The organism is Paenibacillus sp. 1_12, from assembly GCF_900114475.1.
Taxonomy (GTDB): domain Bacteria; phylum Bacillota; class Bacilli; order Paenibacillales; family NBRC-103111; genus Paenibacillus_S.
In genome coordinates this window covers 25,811-42,332 of record NZ_FOTE01000027.1, presented here as the reverse complement: position 1 = coordinate 42,332, position 16,522 = coordinate 25,811, and the positions used below count along the sequence as shown (strand labels likewise).

23 protein-coding genes are annotated in these 16,522 nt (G+C 43.2%); all 23 read right to left on the bottom strand.

Annotated features, from left to right (window positions below; translation table 11 throughout):
- Positions 1 to 45 precede the first annotated feature (45 nt).
- Positions 46 to 588, bottom strand: coding sequence for a 50S ribosomal protein L6 (gene rplF / locus BM210_RS30720; RefSeq protein WP_091176446.1), 543 nt, complete (start codon positions 586 to 588; stop codon positions 46 to 48).
- A gap of 31 nt (positions 589 to 619) precedes the next feature.
- Positions 620 to 1,018 carry a 30S ribosomal protein S8 gene (rpsH, locus tag BM210_RS30715; protein WP_076237442.1) on the bottom strand — a complete coding sequence of 133 codons (399 nt, stop codon included), beginning with the start codon at positions 1,016 to 1,018 and terminating at the stop codon, positions 620 to 622.
- Positions 1,019 to 1,050: 32 nt separating this feature from the next.
- On the bottom strand, positions 1,051 to 1,236 hold the full coding sequence (locus BM210_RS30710) for a type Z 30S ribosomal protein S14 (protein WP_091176444.1): 186 nt from the start codon (positions 1,234 to 1,236) through the stop codon (positions 1,051 to 1,053).
- Between the two features lie 29 nt (positions 1,237 to 1,265).
- Entirely contained in the window at positions 1,266 to 1,808 is a 543-nt protein-coding gene (gene rplE / locus BM210_RS30705) for a 50S ribosomal protein L5 (RefSeq protein WP_076237448.1), read from the bottom strand.
- 32 nt (positions 1,809 to 1,840) lie between these two features.
- The gene (gene rplX, locus BM210_RS30700; protein WP_091176442.1) at positions 1,841 to 2,194 is read right to left on the bottom strand and encodes a 50S ribosomal protein L24; all 354 of its coding nucleotides are present in this window, start codon (positions 2,192 to 2,194) and stop codon (positions 1,841 to 1,843) included.
- A gap of 88 nt (positions 2,195 to 2,282) precedes the next feature.
- Positions 2,283 to 2,651 (bottom strand): 50S ribosomal protein L14, encoded by a 369-nt coding sequence (gene rplN / locus BM210_RS30695; RefSeq protein ID WP_076237453.1) that lies wholly within the window; start codon positions 2,649 to 2,651, stop codon positions 2,283 to 2,285.
- 43 nt (positions 2,652 to 2,694) lie between these two features.
- On the bottom strand, positions 2,695 to 2,958 hold the full coding sequence (gene rpsQ, locus BM210_RS30690; RefSeq protein ID WP_091176440.1) for a 30S ribosomal protein S17: 264 nt from the start codon (positions 2,956 to 2,958) through the stop codon (positions 2,695 to 2,697).
- 23 nt (positions 2,959 to 2,981) lie between these two features.
- Positions 2,982 to 3,182, bottom strand: a complete 201-nt coding sequence (rpmC, locus tag BM210_RS30685; RefSeq protein ID WP_076237459.1) for a 50S ribosomal protein L29 — start codon at positions 3,180 to 3,182, stop codon at positions 2,982 to 2,984.
- Positions 3,172 to 3,606: a 50S ribosomal protein L16 gene (gene rplP / locus BM210_RS30680; RefSeq protein WP_091176438.1), complete on the bottom strand. Its 435-nt coding sequence runs from the start codon at positions 3,604 to 3,606 to the stop codon at positions 3,172 to 3,174. The genes rpmC and rplP overlap by 11 nt, the downstream gene beginning before the upstream one ends.
- A gap of 2 nt (positions 3,607 to 3,608) precedes the next feature.
- Entirely contained in the window at positions 3,609 to 4,274 is a 666-nt protein-coding gene (gene rpsC, locus BM210_RS30675) for a 30S ribosomal protein S3 (RefSeq protein ID WP_091176436.1), read from the bottom strand.
- Between the two features lie 14 nt (positions 4,275 to 4,288).
- The gene (gene rplV, locus BM210_RS30670; RefSeq protein ID WP_076237468.1) at positions 4,289 to 4,624 is read right to left on the bottom strand and encodes a 50S ribosomal protein L22; all 336 of its coding nucleotides are present in this window, start codon (positions 4,622 to 4,624) and stop codon (positions 4,289 to 4,291) included.
- Between the two features lie 45 nt (positions 4,625 to 4,669).
- Complete coding sequence (gene rpsS / locus BM210_RS30665; RefSeq protein ID WP_076237471.1) at positions 4,670 to 4,948, bottom strand: 30S ribosomal protein S19; 279 nt, start codon at positions 4,946 to 4,948, stop codon at positions 4,670 to 4,672.
- Between the two features lie 39 nt (positions 4,949 to 4,987).
- A complete protein-coding gene (gene rplB / locus BM210_RS30660) occupies positions 4,988 to 5,818 on the bottom strand; it encodes a 50S ribosomal protein L2 (protein WP_076237473.1) in 831 nt (276 codons plus the stop codon).
- 29 nt (positions 5,819 to 5,847) lie between these two features.
- Positions 5,848 to 6,138, bottom strand: a complete 291-nt coding sequence (rplW, locus tag BM210_RS30655) for a 50S ribosomal protein L23 (RefSeq protein ID WP_091176435.1) — start codon at positions 6,136 to 6,138, stop codon at positions 5,848 to 5,850.
- Complete coding sequence (rplD, locus tag BM210_RS30650; protein WP_091176433.1) at positions 6,138 to 6,761, bottom strand: 50S ribosomal protein L4; 624 nt, start codon at positions 6,759 to 6,761, stop codon at positions 6,138 to 6,140. Before rplD ends, rplW begins: the two co-directional genes overlap by 1 nt.
- A 22-nt stretch (positions 6,762 to 6,783) precedes the next feature.
- Positions 6,784 to 7,407, bottom strand: a complete 624-nt coding sequence (gene rplC, locus BM210_RS30645) for a 50S ribosomal protein L3 (protein WP_091176432.1) — start codon at positions 7,405 to 7,407, stop codon at positions 6,784 to 6,786.
- Positions 7,408 to 7,458: 51 nt separating this feature from the next.
- Entirely contained in the window at positions 7,459 to 7,767 is a 309-nt protein-coding gene (gene rpsJ, locus BM210_RS30640; protein WP_076237484.1) for a 30S ribosomal protein S10, read from the bottom strand.
- Positions 7,768 to 8,048: 281 nt separating this feature from the next.
- On the bottom strand, positions 8,049 to 9,239 hold the full coding sequence (gene tuf / locus BM210_RS30635; RefSeq protein WP_091176430.1) for an elongation factor Tu: 1,191 nt from the start codon (positions 9,237 to 9,239) through the stop codon (positions 8,049 to 8,051).
- Positions 9,240 to 9,275: 36 nt separating this feature from the next.
- Positions 9,276 to 11,351: an elongation factor G gene (gene fusA, locus BM210_RS30630; protein ID WP_091176428.1), complete on the bottom strand. Its 2,076-nt coding sequence runs from the start codon at positions 11,349 to 11,351 to the stop codon at positions 9,276 to 9,278.
- Between the two features lie 37 nt (positions 11,352 to 11,388).
- A complete protein-coding gene (gene rpsG, locus BM210_RS30625) occupies positions 11,389 to 11,859 on the bottom strand; it encodes a 30S ribosomal protein S7 (RefSeq protein ID WP_076237493.1) in 471 nt (156 codons plus the stop codon).
- A 45-nt stretch (positions 11,860 to 11,904) separates the two neighbouring features.
- Entirely contained in the window at positions 11,905 to 12,327 is a 423-nt protein-coding gene (gene rpsL, locus BM210_RS30620) for a 30S ribosomal protein S12 (RefSeq protein WP_091176426.1), read from the bottom strand.
- 124 nt (positions 12,328 to 12,451) lie between these two features.
- Entirely contained in the window at positions 12,452 to 12,703 is a 252-nt protein-coding gene (locus BM210_RS30615) for a 50S ribosomal protein L7ae-like protein (RefSeq protein ID WP_091176425.1), read from the bottom strand.
- 158 nt (positions 12,704 to 12,861) lie between these two features.
- Positions 12,862 to 16,485, bottom strand: coding sequence for a DNA-directed RNA polymerase subunit beta' (gene rpoC, locus BM210_RS30610; RefSeq protein WP_091176423.1), 3,624 nt, complete (start codon positions 16,483 to 16,485; stop codon positions 12,862 to 12,864).
- Positions 16,486 to 16,522 lie beyond the last annotated feature (37 nt).

Sequence of the window (16,522 nt, the reverse complement as noted above, 5' to 3'; positions counted from 1 at the left end):
ACTCCTTTCAACTTAAATGAAGGATGATCCTGCATTTATGCAAGCTTATTTCTTCTTACCAGCTTTACCTTCTTTACGAAGAATACGTTCGCCTTCGTACTTAATACCTTTACCTTTATAAGGCTCAGGCTCACGAACAGAACGAATCTTTGCAGCAACTGCGCCAACCAATTCTTTATCGATACCCTTAACCGTAATTTTCGTGTTTGATGGAACATCAAACTCGATACCGTTCTCCGGCGTGATTTCAACTGGATGTGAATAACCAACGTTCAAAACCAGCTTATCCCCAGTTTTGTTAGCACGGTATCCAACTCCAACCAATTCAAGGTTCTTTGCAAAGCCTGCAGTTACGCCGTTAACCATGTTAGCAACAACGCTTCTTGTAGTACCGTGTAAAGAACGATGTAATTTATTATCAGAAGGACGTTCTACAGAAATTTCATTCTCTGCAACTACCAACTTCATATCTCTGTGTAATTCACGAGTTAAAGTACCTTTAGGGCCCTTCACCGTAATAACAGTGTTATCAAGAGTGATGTTTACTTCACTCGGAATTGTAATGGGCTTGCGACCAATACGTGACATGGTATGCACCTCCGTTCATTTAAATTCTTTATTACCAAACGTAGCAGATAACTTCTCCGCCAGCTTTAGTTTGACGAGCTTCTTTATCGGTCATAACGCCTTGAGAAGTGGAAATAATCGCAATTCCCAAACCGCCTAGTACGCGAGGAACCTCTTGACTTTTTGTGTAAACACGCAAGCCCGGTTTGCTAATTCTTTTAAGACCGGAAATAACACGTTCATTGTTAGGTCCGTATTTCAAGAATACGCGGATAATTCCTTGCTTGTTATCTTCGATATATTCAGCGTCGCGGATAAAACCTTCTTTTTTGAGGATCTCAGCAATTTCTCTTTTGACCGTCGAAGCAGGGATTTCAACCGTTTCATGACGCACTACGTTTGCATTACGAATACGTGTAAGCATATCTGCAATTGGATCTGACATCACCATTTATGTGAACCTCCTTCCCGAAACTTGGGTAATTACCAGCTTGCTTTTTTAACGCCAGGGATTTGCCCAGCGTGTGCTAATTCGCGGAAACAAATTCTGCAAATTTTAAACTTCCGAAGAACCGAATGCGGACGGCCACAGCGTTCGCAGCGTGTATAAGCCTGCACCTTAAATTTAGGAGCGCGCTGTTGCTTCACGATCATTGAAGTTTTTGCCACTTACTTTACACCTCCGGTTGTACCGTACCTTATTTGGTAAACGGCATTCCTAATTGGGTTAATAACTCACGGGACTCTTCGTCCGATTGTGCTGTAGTTACGATAACGATATCCATACCGCGTACTTTATCGACTTTATCGTACTCGATTTCAGGGAAAATCAACTGTTCTTTAAGACCCAATGTATAGTTACCGCGTCCGTCAAATGCTTTAGAAGAAACACCACGGAAGTCACGAACACGAGGAAGCGCAACATTGAACAATTTGTCCAAGAAATGATACATGCGCTCGCCGCGAAGCGTTACTTTTACACCGATTGGCATATTTTCACGCAATTTGAAGCCTGCGATTGATTTCTTAGCTTTAGTAACAACCGGCTTTTGACCAGCAATTAACTGAAGATCCTGAACAGCTACATCCAACACTTTGGAGTTCGAAACTGCTTCACCCACACCCATGTTAATGACGACTTTCTCAATCTTAGGCACCTGCATAACCGTTGTATAGCTGAATTTCTGCATCAAAGCAGGAGTTACTTCATTCAAAAAACGATCTTTTAACCTTGCTGCCATCTTTCATGTACCTCCTTTCCTAACTTTTACGATTAATCGATAACTTCACCGGATTTACGAGCTACACGCACTTTTGTACCGTTATCCAGAACTTTGTAACCTACACGGGTAGGTTGGCCGCTCTTAGGATCAATCAGCATCACGTTTGACACGTGAATAGGCGCTTCTTGCGAGATAATACCACCCTGCGGGTTAGCTTGAGAAGGTTTGCTATGCTTCTTGATCATATTTACACCTTCAACCAACACACGATTTTCACGAGGGTATGCTGCAATTACACGGCCTTTTTTACCTTTATCTTTGCCAGTAATTACGAACACTTTATCGTCTTTTTTAACATTTAATTTGTTATTATGAGACTCCAATTTCTTGGGTTGCTTTGGCATTGAGTTTCCACCTCCTGAGAGTGTTCGTAGAACACTAACTTCGTAAGCATAATTTCTTATATCGTACAGCTGCTAAGCAGCAGTTGAATTAGATAACTTCTGGTGCAAGAGAAACGATTTTCATGAAATCGCGATCGCGAAGTTCACGAGCAACTGGTCCAAAGATCCGAGTTCCACGAGGACTCTTGTCATCCTTAACGATTACTGCTGCATTTTCATCAAAAGTAATGTAAGAACCATCTTTACGGCGTGCACCACTCTTAGTACGAACGATTACCGCTTTGACAACATCACCCTTTTTGACAACGCCACCTGGTGTTGCTTCTTTCACCGAGCAGATAATCAAATCACCGATATGACCCACACGACGACCAGTACCACCAAGTACACGAATGCACATTAATTGCTTTGCGCCTGAATTGTCAGCCACTTTTAAACGAGATAGAGGTTGAATCATTGTTTAAACCCTCCTTCCGGAATTGATGCTTGGTATCATTTGTTTATGCTAAAACGCCTTTTTCTACAACTTCAACCAGTCTCCAACGCTTGTCTTTAGATAATGGCCGTGTTTCGGAAATTTTTACAACATCACCGATTTTAGCTTCATTATTCTCATCATGCGCTTTGAATTTCTTCGTATATTTAATTCTTTTGTGATAAAGATCGTGTTTTTTGTACGTTTCAACAGCAACAACGATGGTTTTTTCCATTTTGTCACTCACGACTTTACCGACTTGAGTTTTACGATCGTTACGTTCACTCATTGAAGATCCTCCTCTCTCACTCATTAACTAATGATCCCCAGTTCTCTTTCACGCAAAACAGTCTTTGCACGAGCAATCTCTTTGCGGACTTCCCGGATCTGTACTGGGTTTTCCAGTTGACCGGTAGCTAGTTGAAAACGGAGGCTAAAGAGTCTTTCTTTAAAGCCGGCAATTTTTTGTTCAATTTCAGCAGTGGTTAGGTTGCGAAATTCACTAGCCTTCATTTGCTTCACCACCTACATCTTCTCTTTTAACAAACTTGGTTTTGATCGGAAGCTTGTGGGAAGCCAGACGTAATGCTTCACGAGCAATTTCCTCACTAACACCGGCAAGTTCAAACATAATCTTACCTGGTTTTACAACACAAACCCATTTCTCTACGCTACCTTTACCGCTACCCATCCGTACTTCAAGCGGTTTTTGTGTTGCCGGTTTCGAAGGGAAAATTTTGATCCAAACTTTACCACCCCGTTTGATGTAACGAGTCATAGCGATACGAGCAGCCTCGATTTGACGGTTGGTAACCCATGCAGGCTCCATAGCTTGCAATCCGAATTCACCGAAACTTACTTCTGTTCCGCCTTTAGCGCGTCCACGCATTTTGCCACGAAACTCTTTACGGTGTTTTACACGTTTAGGAACTAACATTCTTAGTTGCCTCCTTCCGTAACAGCCTTTTTCTTAGCCGGTGGAAGAACTTCGCCGCGATAGATCCATACTTTTACACCGATACGACCATAAGTTGTTGCAGCTTCCGCTGTTCCATAATCAATATCCGCACGCAATGTATGAAGAGGCACTGTACCTTCACTGTAGCCTTCATTTCTAGCGATTTCTGCTCCGCCCAAACGACCACTTACTGCTGTTTTAATTCCTTTTGCTCCGGCTCTCATCGATCTTTGGATCGATTGCTTCATAGCACGACGGAAAGAAACGCGACGTTCCAATTGTTGTGCAATGCTTTCAGCAACCAAAATTGCATCCAATTCAGGATTTTTGATTTCAGAGATGTTGATGTGAATCTTTTTGCCGTTCGACAGATTAGCAATGTAGTTACGAATAACTTCGATTTCTGCTCCGCCTTTACCGATAACCATACCAGGCTTAGCTGTTTGAATGGTAACATTCACACGGTTAGCAGCACGTTCGATTTCGATATGTGAAACAGCTGAATCTTTCAGCTTTTGCTTTAAGTACTCGCGGATTTTTACATCTTCGATAAGAAGATCGCCAAAATCTTTGCCTGCGAACCATTTCGATTCCCAATCGCGAATAATCCCAACTCTAAGTCCTACTGGGTTTACTTTTTGACCCACACGTTATCCCTCCCTTATTTTTCGGATACCACTATTGTAATGTGGCTGGTACGTTTATTAATACGGCTAGCACGTCCCATTGCACGTGGGCGGAACCGTTTCATTGTTGGTCCTTGGTTAACAAATGTTTGTGATACAACCAAGTTGTTCGGATCCATGGAGTAGTTATGCTCAGCATTGGCAATGGCAGAGTTCAAAACTTTCTCAACGATCGGTGAAGCGGATCTTGGCGTATGACGCAGAATCGCAATTGCTTCTCCTACTTGCTTGCCGCGGATCAAATCAACAACCAGCTGCGCTTTACGGGGAGCAATACGAACGAATCTTGCAATACTTTTTGCTTCTGACATGTGTTGTGCCTCCTCTCATTTACTGCTTACTACACAAGCAAAGCCTTAGCGCTTGCTCGTTTTTTTGTCATCATCATGACCTTTGTAAGTACGAGTTGGAGCAAACTCACCAAGTTTGTGACCAACCATATCTTCTGTAACGTAAACCGGTACATGCTTTTTGCCATCGTATACCGCAAAAGTAAATCCGATGAATTGCGGGAAAATAGTCGAACGACGCGACCAAGTTTTAATAACTTGTTTCTTTTGAGTGTCGCCTTGCGCTTCAACTTTCTTCATAAGATAGCCGTCAACGAAAGGACCTTTTTTCAAACTGCGACCCATATTTCGTTCCTCCTTTCTTCAACCCTTGCTAGAATCCGATTATTTAGTGCGACGACGAACAATATATTTATCAGATGCTTTGCCTTTTTTACGAGTTTTGTAACCAAGAGTCGGTTTGCCCCATGGAGACATTGGAGATTTACGACCGATAGGAGCACGGCCTTCACCACCACCGTGTGGGTGATCGTTAGGGTTCATAACAACACCGCGGACTTCAGGTCTTTGACCCAACCAGCGCGAGCGTCCAGCTTTACCGACTTTAATCAATTCGTAATCTTCGTTACCAACAGAACCGATAGTTGCGCGGCAAACTTTCAGAACTTTTCTAACTTCGCCGGAAGTAAGACGAATCGTTACATAAGTTTCTTCTTTACCAAGCAATTGAGCTTCAGTACCAGCAGCGCGAACCAATTGAGCACCTTTACCAGGCTTCAATTCGATGTTGTGGATAACTGTACCTACAGGAATATTTTCAAGCGGTAAAGCATTACCGATTTTAATATCCGCTTTAGGTCCGGACTCGATTTTATCATCGACTTTCAAGTTCTTAGGAGCGATGATATAACGTTTTTCACCGTCAGCATAATGAATCAAAGCAATGTTAGCCGAACGATTTGGATCGTATTCTATTGTAGCAACGCGACCTGGTATTCCATCTTTATTCCGCTTGAAGTCGATAATCCGGTATTTACGTTTGTGTCCACCACCTTGGTGACGAACCGTAATTTTACCTTGGTTATTACGTCCCGCGTGCTTGAACAACGGAGCCAATAACGATTTCTCCGGTGTTGACGTTGTGATTTCTTCAAATGTAGAAACCGACATGTGACGTCTTGCAGGTGACGTTGGTTTATATTTTTTAATTGGCACTTGGATTCCTCCTTACTTGAAAAAGTTAATTACACACTCTCAAAAAATTCAAGCTCTTTGCTGTCAGCGCTCAACGAAACAATCGCTTTTTTCCATTCCGATGTATAACCGGCATGACGACCATAGCGTTTTGGCTTAGCTGGCATTCTCAAAGTGTTAACTTTCGTTACTTTTACTTTGAAAATTTGCTCAATAGCCAGTTTGATTTCCGTTTTGTTTGCACGGAGCTCAACTTCAAACACATATTTCTTCTCAGCCATCATATCACTTGTACGCTCAGTGATTACAGGACGTTTAATAATATCGCGAGGATCTTTCATTATGCAAAAACCTCCTCTACCTTCTGTACCGCATCCTTAGTAATGATCAGCTTGTCGTAAACCATAACATCAAGCACGCTAATTCCGTCAGCAACTACAAATTTCACGCCTGGGATATTACGAGCGGACAATGCCACGTTTTCTTCATAACCAGCTGTTACTACTAAAGCTTTGCGATCCACTTTCAAATTGTTAAGAATCGCTGCAAATTCCTTGGTTTTCGGCTGATTCAACAACAGTTGATCCAGAACGATAATTTCGTTACCGATTACCTTGGAAGACAATGCAGACTTGATTGCGATACGACGAACTTTTTTAGGAAGCTTGTACGCGTAGCTGCGTGGAGTCGGTCCAAAAACGATACCGCCGCCCTTCCATTGAGGGGAACGAATACTACCTTGACGCGCACGACCTGTACCTTTTTGTTTCCAAGGTTTACGACCGCCACCGCGAACTTCGGAGCGACCCTTAACTTTGTGTGTACCTTGGCGTAACGAAGCACGTTGCATTAACACAGCTTCATTCAAAATATGGGAATGGGGTTCAATACCGAATACGGAATCCGCCAGTTCTACTTCTCCCACTTGTGCACCACTTACATTATACAATGCTACTTTTGGCATCTGTTAATCCTCCTTCCTTGCTTTACTTAACTGTTGATTTAACACTCACGTAGCTATTTTTAGGACCGGGAATGGAACCTCTTACCAAGATCACATTACGTTCCGTATCGACTTTGATAACTTCAAGACGTTGAATCGTAACTGTTTCCGCACCCATATGTCCAGGAAGCTTTTTGCCTTTTGGAACACGGTTGGATTGGATGGAACCCATGGAACCTGGACCACGATGGTAACGCGAGCCGTGAGCCATTGGACCAACAGATTGATTATGTCTTTTGATAGAACCCTGGAACCCTTTACCTTTGGAAGTACCGGTTACATCAACGAATTCGCCTTCTGTGAACAAGTCAGCTTTAATTTCTTGGCCAACTTCGTATTCAGAGATCTGAATACCACGAATTTCTTTAATGTAGCGCTTAGGTGTTGCACCAGCTTTTTTAGCATGGCCCAACTCAGGTTTGATAGCTCTACTTTCTTTCTTGTCATCAAAACCGATTTGAATAGCTTCGTATCCGTCATTCTCAGCATCCTTTTTTTGCAACACCGTGCAAGGACCTGCAAGAATTACCGTTACCGGAATTACCAAACCTTCAGGAGTAAACACTTGGGTCATTCCAAGCTTTTTTCCTAAGATACCTTTAGTCATCGTTGACACCTCTTTTCCTCTTTTACATTCAATTATTTATACACATGTGGATTACAATTTAATTTCGATATCCACACCGGACGGTAGATCCAAACGCATTAACGCATCTACTGTTTGTGGTGTCGGATTTACAATATCGATCAAACGCTTATGTGTGCGTTGTTCAAATTGCTCACGCGAGTCTTTGTATTTGTGTACCGCACGAAGAACAGTGATGATTGTTTTCTCCGTAGGTAGTGGAATTGGACCAGATACGCTTGCACCTGAACGCTTTGCCGTTTCCACAATTTTTTCAGCAGATTGATCTAGAATTCTGTGATCATATGCCTTCAAACGAATACGAATTTTTTGCTTTGCCATAGTATTCCCTCCTTCTATCGCCCAATTTAGTATCGGACATACTCAGTGAAAATCTCCTGACGCCTTCCCCATGGCAAAGGGGCCGGGTGTGTCAGCAACCTCTCACATCATCGCAACGTCTCAGACCAACGTTCACTATTATATAAAAAATCAAAACAAAAAGCAAGGATATTTTCATTCTTTTTTTCATATAAGTATGAATTCAAAATTTGGAGTGAAAATTGCAAAAATAAAAGCCCTCCATCCAATATTTGCGATGGAAGGCTTTTGATGTAATGAACTTATTTGCTGATTGATGCTACTGCGCCAGCGCCAACAGTACGTCCGCCTTCACGAATCGCGAAGCGAGTACCTTCTTCAATAGCGATAGGAGCGATCAGTTCAACTGTAACGGTGATGTTATCACCAGGCATAACCATTTCAGTACCTTCTGGCAATGAAATGATACCTGTTACGTCAGTTGTACGGAAGTAGAACTGTGGACGGTAGCCTGTGAAAAAGGGCTTATGACGGCCACCTTCTTCTTTAGTAAGAACGTAGATTTGAGCGGAAAATGCAGTGTGTGCTTTAACGGAACCTGGTTTCGCCAAAACTTGACCACGCTCGATGTCTTTACGGTCTACACCACGAAGCAATGCGCCAATGTTGTCGCCCGCTTGTGCGGAATCCAACAATTTACGGAACATTTCAACGCCTGTTACGATACATTTGCGAGTTTCTTCTTGAAGACCAAGAATTTCAACTTCTTCTTGAATTTTGATCGTTCCACGCTCTACACGACCTGTAGCAACAGTACCACGACCTGTGATTGAGAATACATCCTCAACAGGCATCAAGAAAGGCTTGTCAGTTTGACGCTCAGGAGTTGGGATATAAGTATCAACTTGTTCAAACAATTCGATAATTTTATCAGCCCAAGCACCATCTGGGTTTTGCAATGCTTCACGAGCAGCACCACGGATGATTGGAGTGTCGTCACCTGGGAACTCATATTCGTTCAGCAAATCGCGAACTTCCATTTCTACCAATTCAAGCAATTCTTCGTCTTCAACCATATCACATTTGTTCAAGAATACAACAATGTAAGGTACGCCTACTTGACGGGACAGAAGGATGTGCTCACGCGTTTGTGGCATAGGGCCATCAGCTGCGGATACAACCAGAATAGCTCCGTCCATTTGTGCTGCGCCTGTGATCATGTTCTTAACATAGTCAGCATGTCCTGGGCAGTCTACGTGTGCGTAGTGACGGTTAGGAGTTTCATATTCAACGTGAGCTGTGGAGATCGTGATACCGCGCTCGCGCTCTTCTGGAGCTTTGTCGATTTGGTCGAACGCTACTGCTGCTCCACCGTATCTTTTGGACAAAACAGTTGTGATAGCTGCAGTCAAAGTAGTTTTACCGTGGTCAACGTGACCGATGGTTCCGATGTTAACATGCGGTTTATTACGTTCAAATTTCGCTTTTGCCATGGCTTGGATTGCCTCCTCGAATAACTTATATTTTTATTACGCGCCTTTATGCTTTGCAACAATTTCTTCTGCAATGGACTTAGGCACTTCTTCATAATGAGATAATTCCATCGAGTATACGCCGCGTCCTTGAGTACGCGAACGCAATGTTGTGGAGTAACCGAACATTTCGGAGAGTGGCACTTTAGCACGGATAATTTGAGCGCCAAAGCGGGAATCCATTCCTTCGATACGACCACGACGGGAGTTCAAATCACCCATAACATCGCCCATATATTCTTCTGGAACGGTAACTTCAACTTTCATGATTGGCTCAAGCAGAACTGGACGACACTTTTCAGCTGCTGCTTTCAATGCCATAGATCCTGCAATTTTGAACGCCATTTCGTTGGAGTCAACATCATGGTAAGATCCGTCAACAACAGTTGCTTTAATATCAACCAACGGGAATCCTGCCATAACGCCATTCTTCATCGACTCTTCGATACCAGCTTGAATTGGAGCGATGTATTCTCTAGGAATCGAACCACCCACAACCTTGCTTTCGAACAAGAATCCAGCACCGGCTTCTTGTGGCGAGAAGATAACCCAACAATGTCCATATTGACCGCGGCCACCGGACTGACGAACAAATTTACCTTCGACTCTAGCTTCTTGACGGAATGTTTCACGGTAAGCAACTTGTGGTTTACCCACGTTAGTTTCAACCTTGAATTCACGCAACATACGATCAACGAGGACTTCAAGGTGAAGCTCACCCATACCTGCGATAATCGTTTGTCCAGTTTCTTCATCTGTGTGTGCACGGAAAGTCGGATCTTCTTCGGACAGCTTGGATAAAGCAATACCCATTCTGTCTTGGTCAGCCTTCGTTTTCGGTTCAACAGCAAGTTGAATTACTGGTTCTGGGAAGTTCATCTTTTCAAGGATTACCGGATTTTTCTCATCACAAAGGGTGTCACCTGTTGTTGTATCCTTCAAGCCTACAGCAGCCGCAATATCACCCGCATATACAATGCTGATCTCTTGACGCGTGTTTGCATGCATTTGAAGAATCCGTCCAACTCTTTCGCGTTTACCTTTAGTAGCGTTAAGAACATAAGAACCTGAATTTAACACACCAGAGTATACACGGAAGAAAGTAAGCTTTCCTACATAAGGATCCGTCATAATTTTAAAGGCAAGAGCGGAGAAAGGCTGATCATCCGAAGATTTACGAACCACTTCTGTACCGTCATCCAGTACACCTTTAATGTCAGGCACGTCAAGAGGTGATGGAAGGTAAGCTACAACCGCATCCAACATCAATTGAACACCTTTATTTCTATATGAAGAACCACAAATAACAGGGAAGATTTTTACTTGGCAAACACCAATACGAAGCGCTTTTTTGATTTCCTCAACTGTGATTTCTTCACCTTCAAGGTATTTCATTGTCAGCTCTTCATCAAGCTCTGCTACTTTTTCAATCAGATCAAGTCTTAGTGCATCCACTTGATCTTTGAATTCATCGGGAATATCAACAATCTCGATGTTTTCACCTTTATCATCTTTGAAAATGTGTGCTTTCTGTTCAACTAGATCAATGATTCCGTCAAAATCGCTCTCAGAACCAATTGGCAATTGAATAGCAACTGCATTAGCGCCTAATTTCTCACGCATTTGCTGGATTGCTCCAAGAAAGTCAGCACCGATAATATCCATTTTGTTTACATAGGCAATCCGTGGAACATTATAACGGTCAGCTTGACGCCAAACCGTTTCCGACTGAGGCTCAACGCCTTCTTTGGCGCTGAATACTCCAACTGCCCCGTCCAATACACGAAGGGAACGTTCTACTTCAACCGTGAAGTCAACGTGTCCCGGGGTATCGATGATATTGATGCGGTGACCCTTCCAAGCAGCAGTAGTAGCAGCGGAAGTAATGGTAATTCCGCGCTCCTGCTCTTGCTCCATCCAGTCCATCGTAGCAGCGCCATCATGCACTTCTCCGATTTTGTGAGTACGGCCTGTAAAGAATAAGATCCGCTCGGTTGTGGTCGTTTTACCTGCATCGATATGCGCCATAATCCCAATATTACGTGTATCTTTCAAGGAGAACTCTCTAGCCATCAGGATGTCTCCTTTCAAATTATAAGGAATTTAGATTCTACCAACGATAATGAGCGAAAGCTTTGTTAGCTTCAGCCATTTTGTGTGTATCTTCACGTTTCTTAACGGAAGAACCTGTATTGTTGCTGGCATCAATAATTTCTTGTGCCAATCTTTCTTCCATTGTTTTCTCACCACGAAGGCGAGAATAATTCACCAACCAACGAAGTCCCAAAGTGGTACGACGATCAGGTCTAACTTCGATTGGCACTTGATAGTTTGCTCCGCCTACACGACGAGCTTTAACCTCAAGAACAGGCATAATATTTTTAATGGCTTGTTCGAAAACTTCCATTGGCTCTTTACCTGTACGATCTTGAATCATTTTGAATGCATTGTACAAGATGGTTTGAGCAACACCTCTTTTGCCATCGAGCATAATGCGATTGATTAGACGAGTAACAAGTTTGCTGCTATAAATTGGATCTGGTAATACGTCTCTGCGAGTAACTGGACCTTTACGAGGCATAGTTATCCCCCTTTCTGAAAAAATCATTCATATTTTATTGCTAGATTACTTCTTAGCTGCTTTAGGACGCTTCGTACCATATTTGGAACGAGCTTGTTTACGGTTGTTCACACCGGATGTATCCAATGCGCCGCGAACGATGTGATAACGTACCCCTGGAAGATCCTTAATTCTACCTCCACGAATCAATACAACACTGTGCTCTTGCAAGTTGTGTCCAATACCCGGAATATAGGCAGTAACTTCAACACGATTTGTCAAACGCACACGAGCATATTTACGAAGAGCTGAGTTAGGTTTCTTAGGCGTCATTGTACCTACACGCGTACATACACCACGCTTTTGAGGAGCGCTAATGTCGGTAGCTTCTCTTTTCAAGGCATTAAATCCTCTTTGAAGAGCTGGTGATTTGGATTTTTCTACTTTTGCTTTACGTCCTTTACGAACGAGTTGGTTAATTGTTGGCATATCGCCACCTCCTTCCAATCTTAATCATTCTCTTTCAAGCCCACAGATCCAGGCGAATCATAAATGAACAAACGAAAAGCTTTTGCCGCCAACATTTCTGTTATTGAACAAAAACGGATTTGCTTTATTCATTCACTATTGCTGCCACAGCAGCTCCAACATCAATACCGCACGCCTTACCCAATAACTTCATGGAATCAACGTAGGTCACTGGAACACCCTCTTTCTTACAAAGGGCTACCATCTTTATCGTTATTCGCGGATCTGCATCTTTGGCTACAAAAACTTCGGATGATTTATTCATCTCGACCGCTCTTGCAGTTTGTTTCATGCCAATACTAATGCTAGCAGCCTGTTTTACTTTTTCATAAGACATATAAAATATCCTCCAAAGGACAGGAAACACTTCACAAAATGGCACACTTCGATATAATAGCACTCGGAAAGTGCTGTTGTCAAGAAAATTACTTGCCCTCACAAAGAATTTACACAATTTCTCAGCAAGGGCAAGCATCTCATCCTTGTATAAACAAATTAGTCAGCCGAAACGACTTCTAATTCTAGAGATTTGTTGTTGTCGGACTCCACTTCATTCGGATTGGTGATCCGGATGTCACGGTATCTATGCATACCTGTTCCCGCAGGAATCAGCTTACCAATGATAACATTTTCCTTAAGACCCAACAATTTATCAACCTTGCCTTTAATAGCGGCGTCAGTCAATACCCGTGTAGTCTCTTGGAAGGAAGCTGCGGAGAGGAAGGAATCCGTCTCAAGCGAAGCTTTCGTAATACCGAGAAGAACCGGTTTGGCAACCGCTGGCTCTTGTCCGGAGTACAATGCAACCTTATTGGCTTCTTCGTATTCATGGATATCCACAAATGCGCCTGGAAGCAACGTTGTGTCACCAGAATCAACGATACGTATTTTACGAAGCATCTGGCGAACCATAACCTCGATATGCTTATCGTTAATTTCTACACCCTGGTTCCGATATACACGTTGAACCTCTTGAAGAATGTAGTTTTGTACACCACGGATGCCCTTGATGCGGAGCATTTCCTTAGGATCGATCGATCCTTCAGTCAACTCATCGCCCGCCTCAACCTGTTGGTTAAGCGATACACGAATACGTGAACCATAAGGAACTGCATAAGTTTTGGATTCAGCTTCACCTAGAACTTCGATTTCACGACGATCCTTGGCTTCACGAATTTCCTTGACTACCCCATCAATTTCCGAAATGATCGCTTGACCTTTCGGATTTCTGGCTTCAAACAATTCCTGAATACGCGGCAAACCTTGAGTAATATCATCTCCCGCAACACCACCGGTATGGAACGTACGCATAGTCAGCTGCGTTCCTGGTTCTCCGATAGATTGCGCAGCAATAATACCAACAGCTTCACCAATCTCTACAAATTGTCCAGTTGCCAAGTTACGACCGTAGCATTTTTTGCAAACACCATGATGGGAACGACAGCTTAGAACGGACCGGATCTGCAGTTTTTCAATGCCGGCTGCAATGATAGTATCCGCGATGTTCGCTTCTATCAATTCATTGCGTCCCACAATCACTTCACCAGTTTTTGGATCACGAATCACTTCAAATGCATAGCGGCCTTCAATCCGGTCATACAGATCCTCGATAACCTCTTTGCCATCTTGAATCTTGTTAACCGTAAAGCCTTTATCTGTACCACAGTCCTCATCGCGAACGATAACATCTTGTGCTACGTCTACCAGACGACGAGTCAGGTAACCGGAGTCAGCGGTACGAAGTGCTGTATCGGCCAAACCTTTACGCGCACCATGCGTTGAAATAAAGTATTCCAAAACCGTTAAGCCTTCACGGAAGTTCGACTTAATTGGTAACTCGATGATTTTACCCGACGGATTGGCCATCAGACCACGCATACCGCCAAGCTGTGTGATTTGTGATTTGTTACCCCGTGCTTTGGATTCAACCATCATATTGATGGAGTTGTATTTATCTAGGGATTTCATCAGGATATCCGTGATTTCATCCTTCGCTTTACTCCAAATCGTAATAACACGATCATAACGTTCTTCATCTGTTATCAAACCACGACGATATTGGTTCGTTACCATATTGACTTTATCATCGGACTCTTTAAGAATGGCATCTTTTTCAAGCGGTACCGTAACATCCGCAACTGCGATTGTAATACCGGATTTCGTTGAATAAGTAAAACCAAGTTCTTTGATTTTGTCCAAAATAACCGAAGTTTTAGTTGTATGGTATTTCCGGAAGCACTCCGCAATAATTAAGCCCAAATACTCTTTACCTACTGCTTTGCACTCAGGAAGCTCCTGCATGATTTTACGAATATCAGCGCCCTTTTCGAACACGAAATATTGATCGGATGCACCATTCAACAAATTCGATTTCGTAGGTTCATTGATATAAGGCAAGTCTGCCGGATAAATTTCATTAAAGATAACCTTACCGATCGTTGTAATCAACATTGCTTCTTGCTGTTCCGGTGTAAAGCTTGTTTTGTTCAAGGCTTTAGCAGGAATAGCAATACGCGCATGCAGTGCAGCTGCTCCACGTTGGTACAAGGAAACAGCCTCATGTACGGTGCGAACAATGGTCAAGGCACCTAGTGCTTCCTTATTATCGGTTGTCAGATAGAAGCTTCCCAAGATCATATCCTGTGAAGGCGTAACTACCGGCTTACCGTCTTTTGGATTCAAAATGTTACCGGCTGCCAACATCAGCAAGCGTGCTTCCGCTTGTGCTTCTGCAGACAGTGGAACGTGAACGGCCATTTGGTCACCGTCAAAGTCGGCATTATAAGCTGTACATACCAATGGATGAAGCTTAATTGCACGGCCTTCTACGAGAATCGGTTCAAATGCCTGAATACCAAGTCTATGAAGTGTAGGTGCACGGTTCAACAGAACCGGATGCTCCTTGATTACTTCTTCCAGTACGTCCCAAACCTCAGGACTTACGCGCTCAACTTTACGTTTCGCACTCTTGATATTGTGGGCAAGCCCCTTATTCACAAGTTCTTTCATGACAAAAGGTTTAAACAATTCGAGCGCCATTTCCTTCGGAAGACCGCACTGGTACATTTTCAAGCTTGGACCTACGACGATAACCGAACGACCTGAATAGTCAACACGTTTACCGAGTAGATTTTGACGAAAACGTCCTTGTTTTCCTTTTAGCATGTGACTTAATGATTTTAACGGACGGTTACCCGGACCCGTTACAGGACGGCCGCGGCGGCCATTATCGATGAGAGCATCGACAGCTTCCTGCAGCATCCGTTTTTCATTTTGTACGATAATGTCCGGAGCGCCCAGATCCAACAGCCTTTTCAAGCGGTTGTTCCGATTGATAACACGACGATACAAATCGTTCAAGTCTGAGGTGGCAAACCGTCCTCCATCCAATTGAACCATTGGACGAAGCTCTGGTGGTATAACAGGAAGGACATCAAGAACCATCCATCCTGGTAAATTTTTCGAATTACGGAATGCTTCCATAACTTCAAGACGTTTAATTGCCCGATTACGGCGCTGACCTTGAGCAGTTTTCAGCTCTTCCTTCAACGTTTCCACTTCTCGTTCAATTTCGATGTCCTGCAGCAATTTCTTTACAGCTTCTGCTCCCATACCTGCTTGGAATGCATAACCGTATTTTTCACGATAGCTGCGATATTCCTTCTCGGACAAGAGCTGCTTTTTCTCAAGTGGTGTATCTCCAGGATCTGTAACCACATAGGATGCAAAATAGATAATTTCCTCAAGTGAACGAGGAGACATATCTAGCGCCAAGCCCATACGGCTTGGAATTCCTTTGAAATACCAAATGTGAGAAACCGGAGCTGCGAGCTCAATGTGACCCATACGCTCACGACGAACCTTTTGACGGGTTACTTCCACTCCACAACGATCGCAAACGACGCCTTTATAACGAACACGCTTGTATTTACCGCAATGACATTCCCAGTCTTTTGTAGGGCCAAAAATCTTTTCGCAAAACAGACCTTCCTTCTCAGGCTTTAAGGTTCTGTAATTGATTGTTTCTGGCTTCTTCACTTCTCCGCGGGACCACGAACGGATCTTTTCTGGAGAAGCTAATCCAATTTTCATAAATTCGAAGTTGTTAACATCCATCAAGGAGCCACCCTCCTTATGTTTTATGGGAAACCTTTAA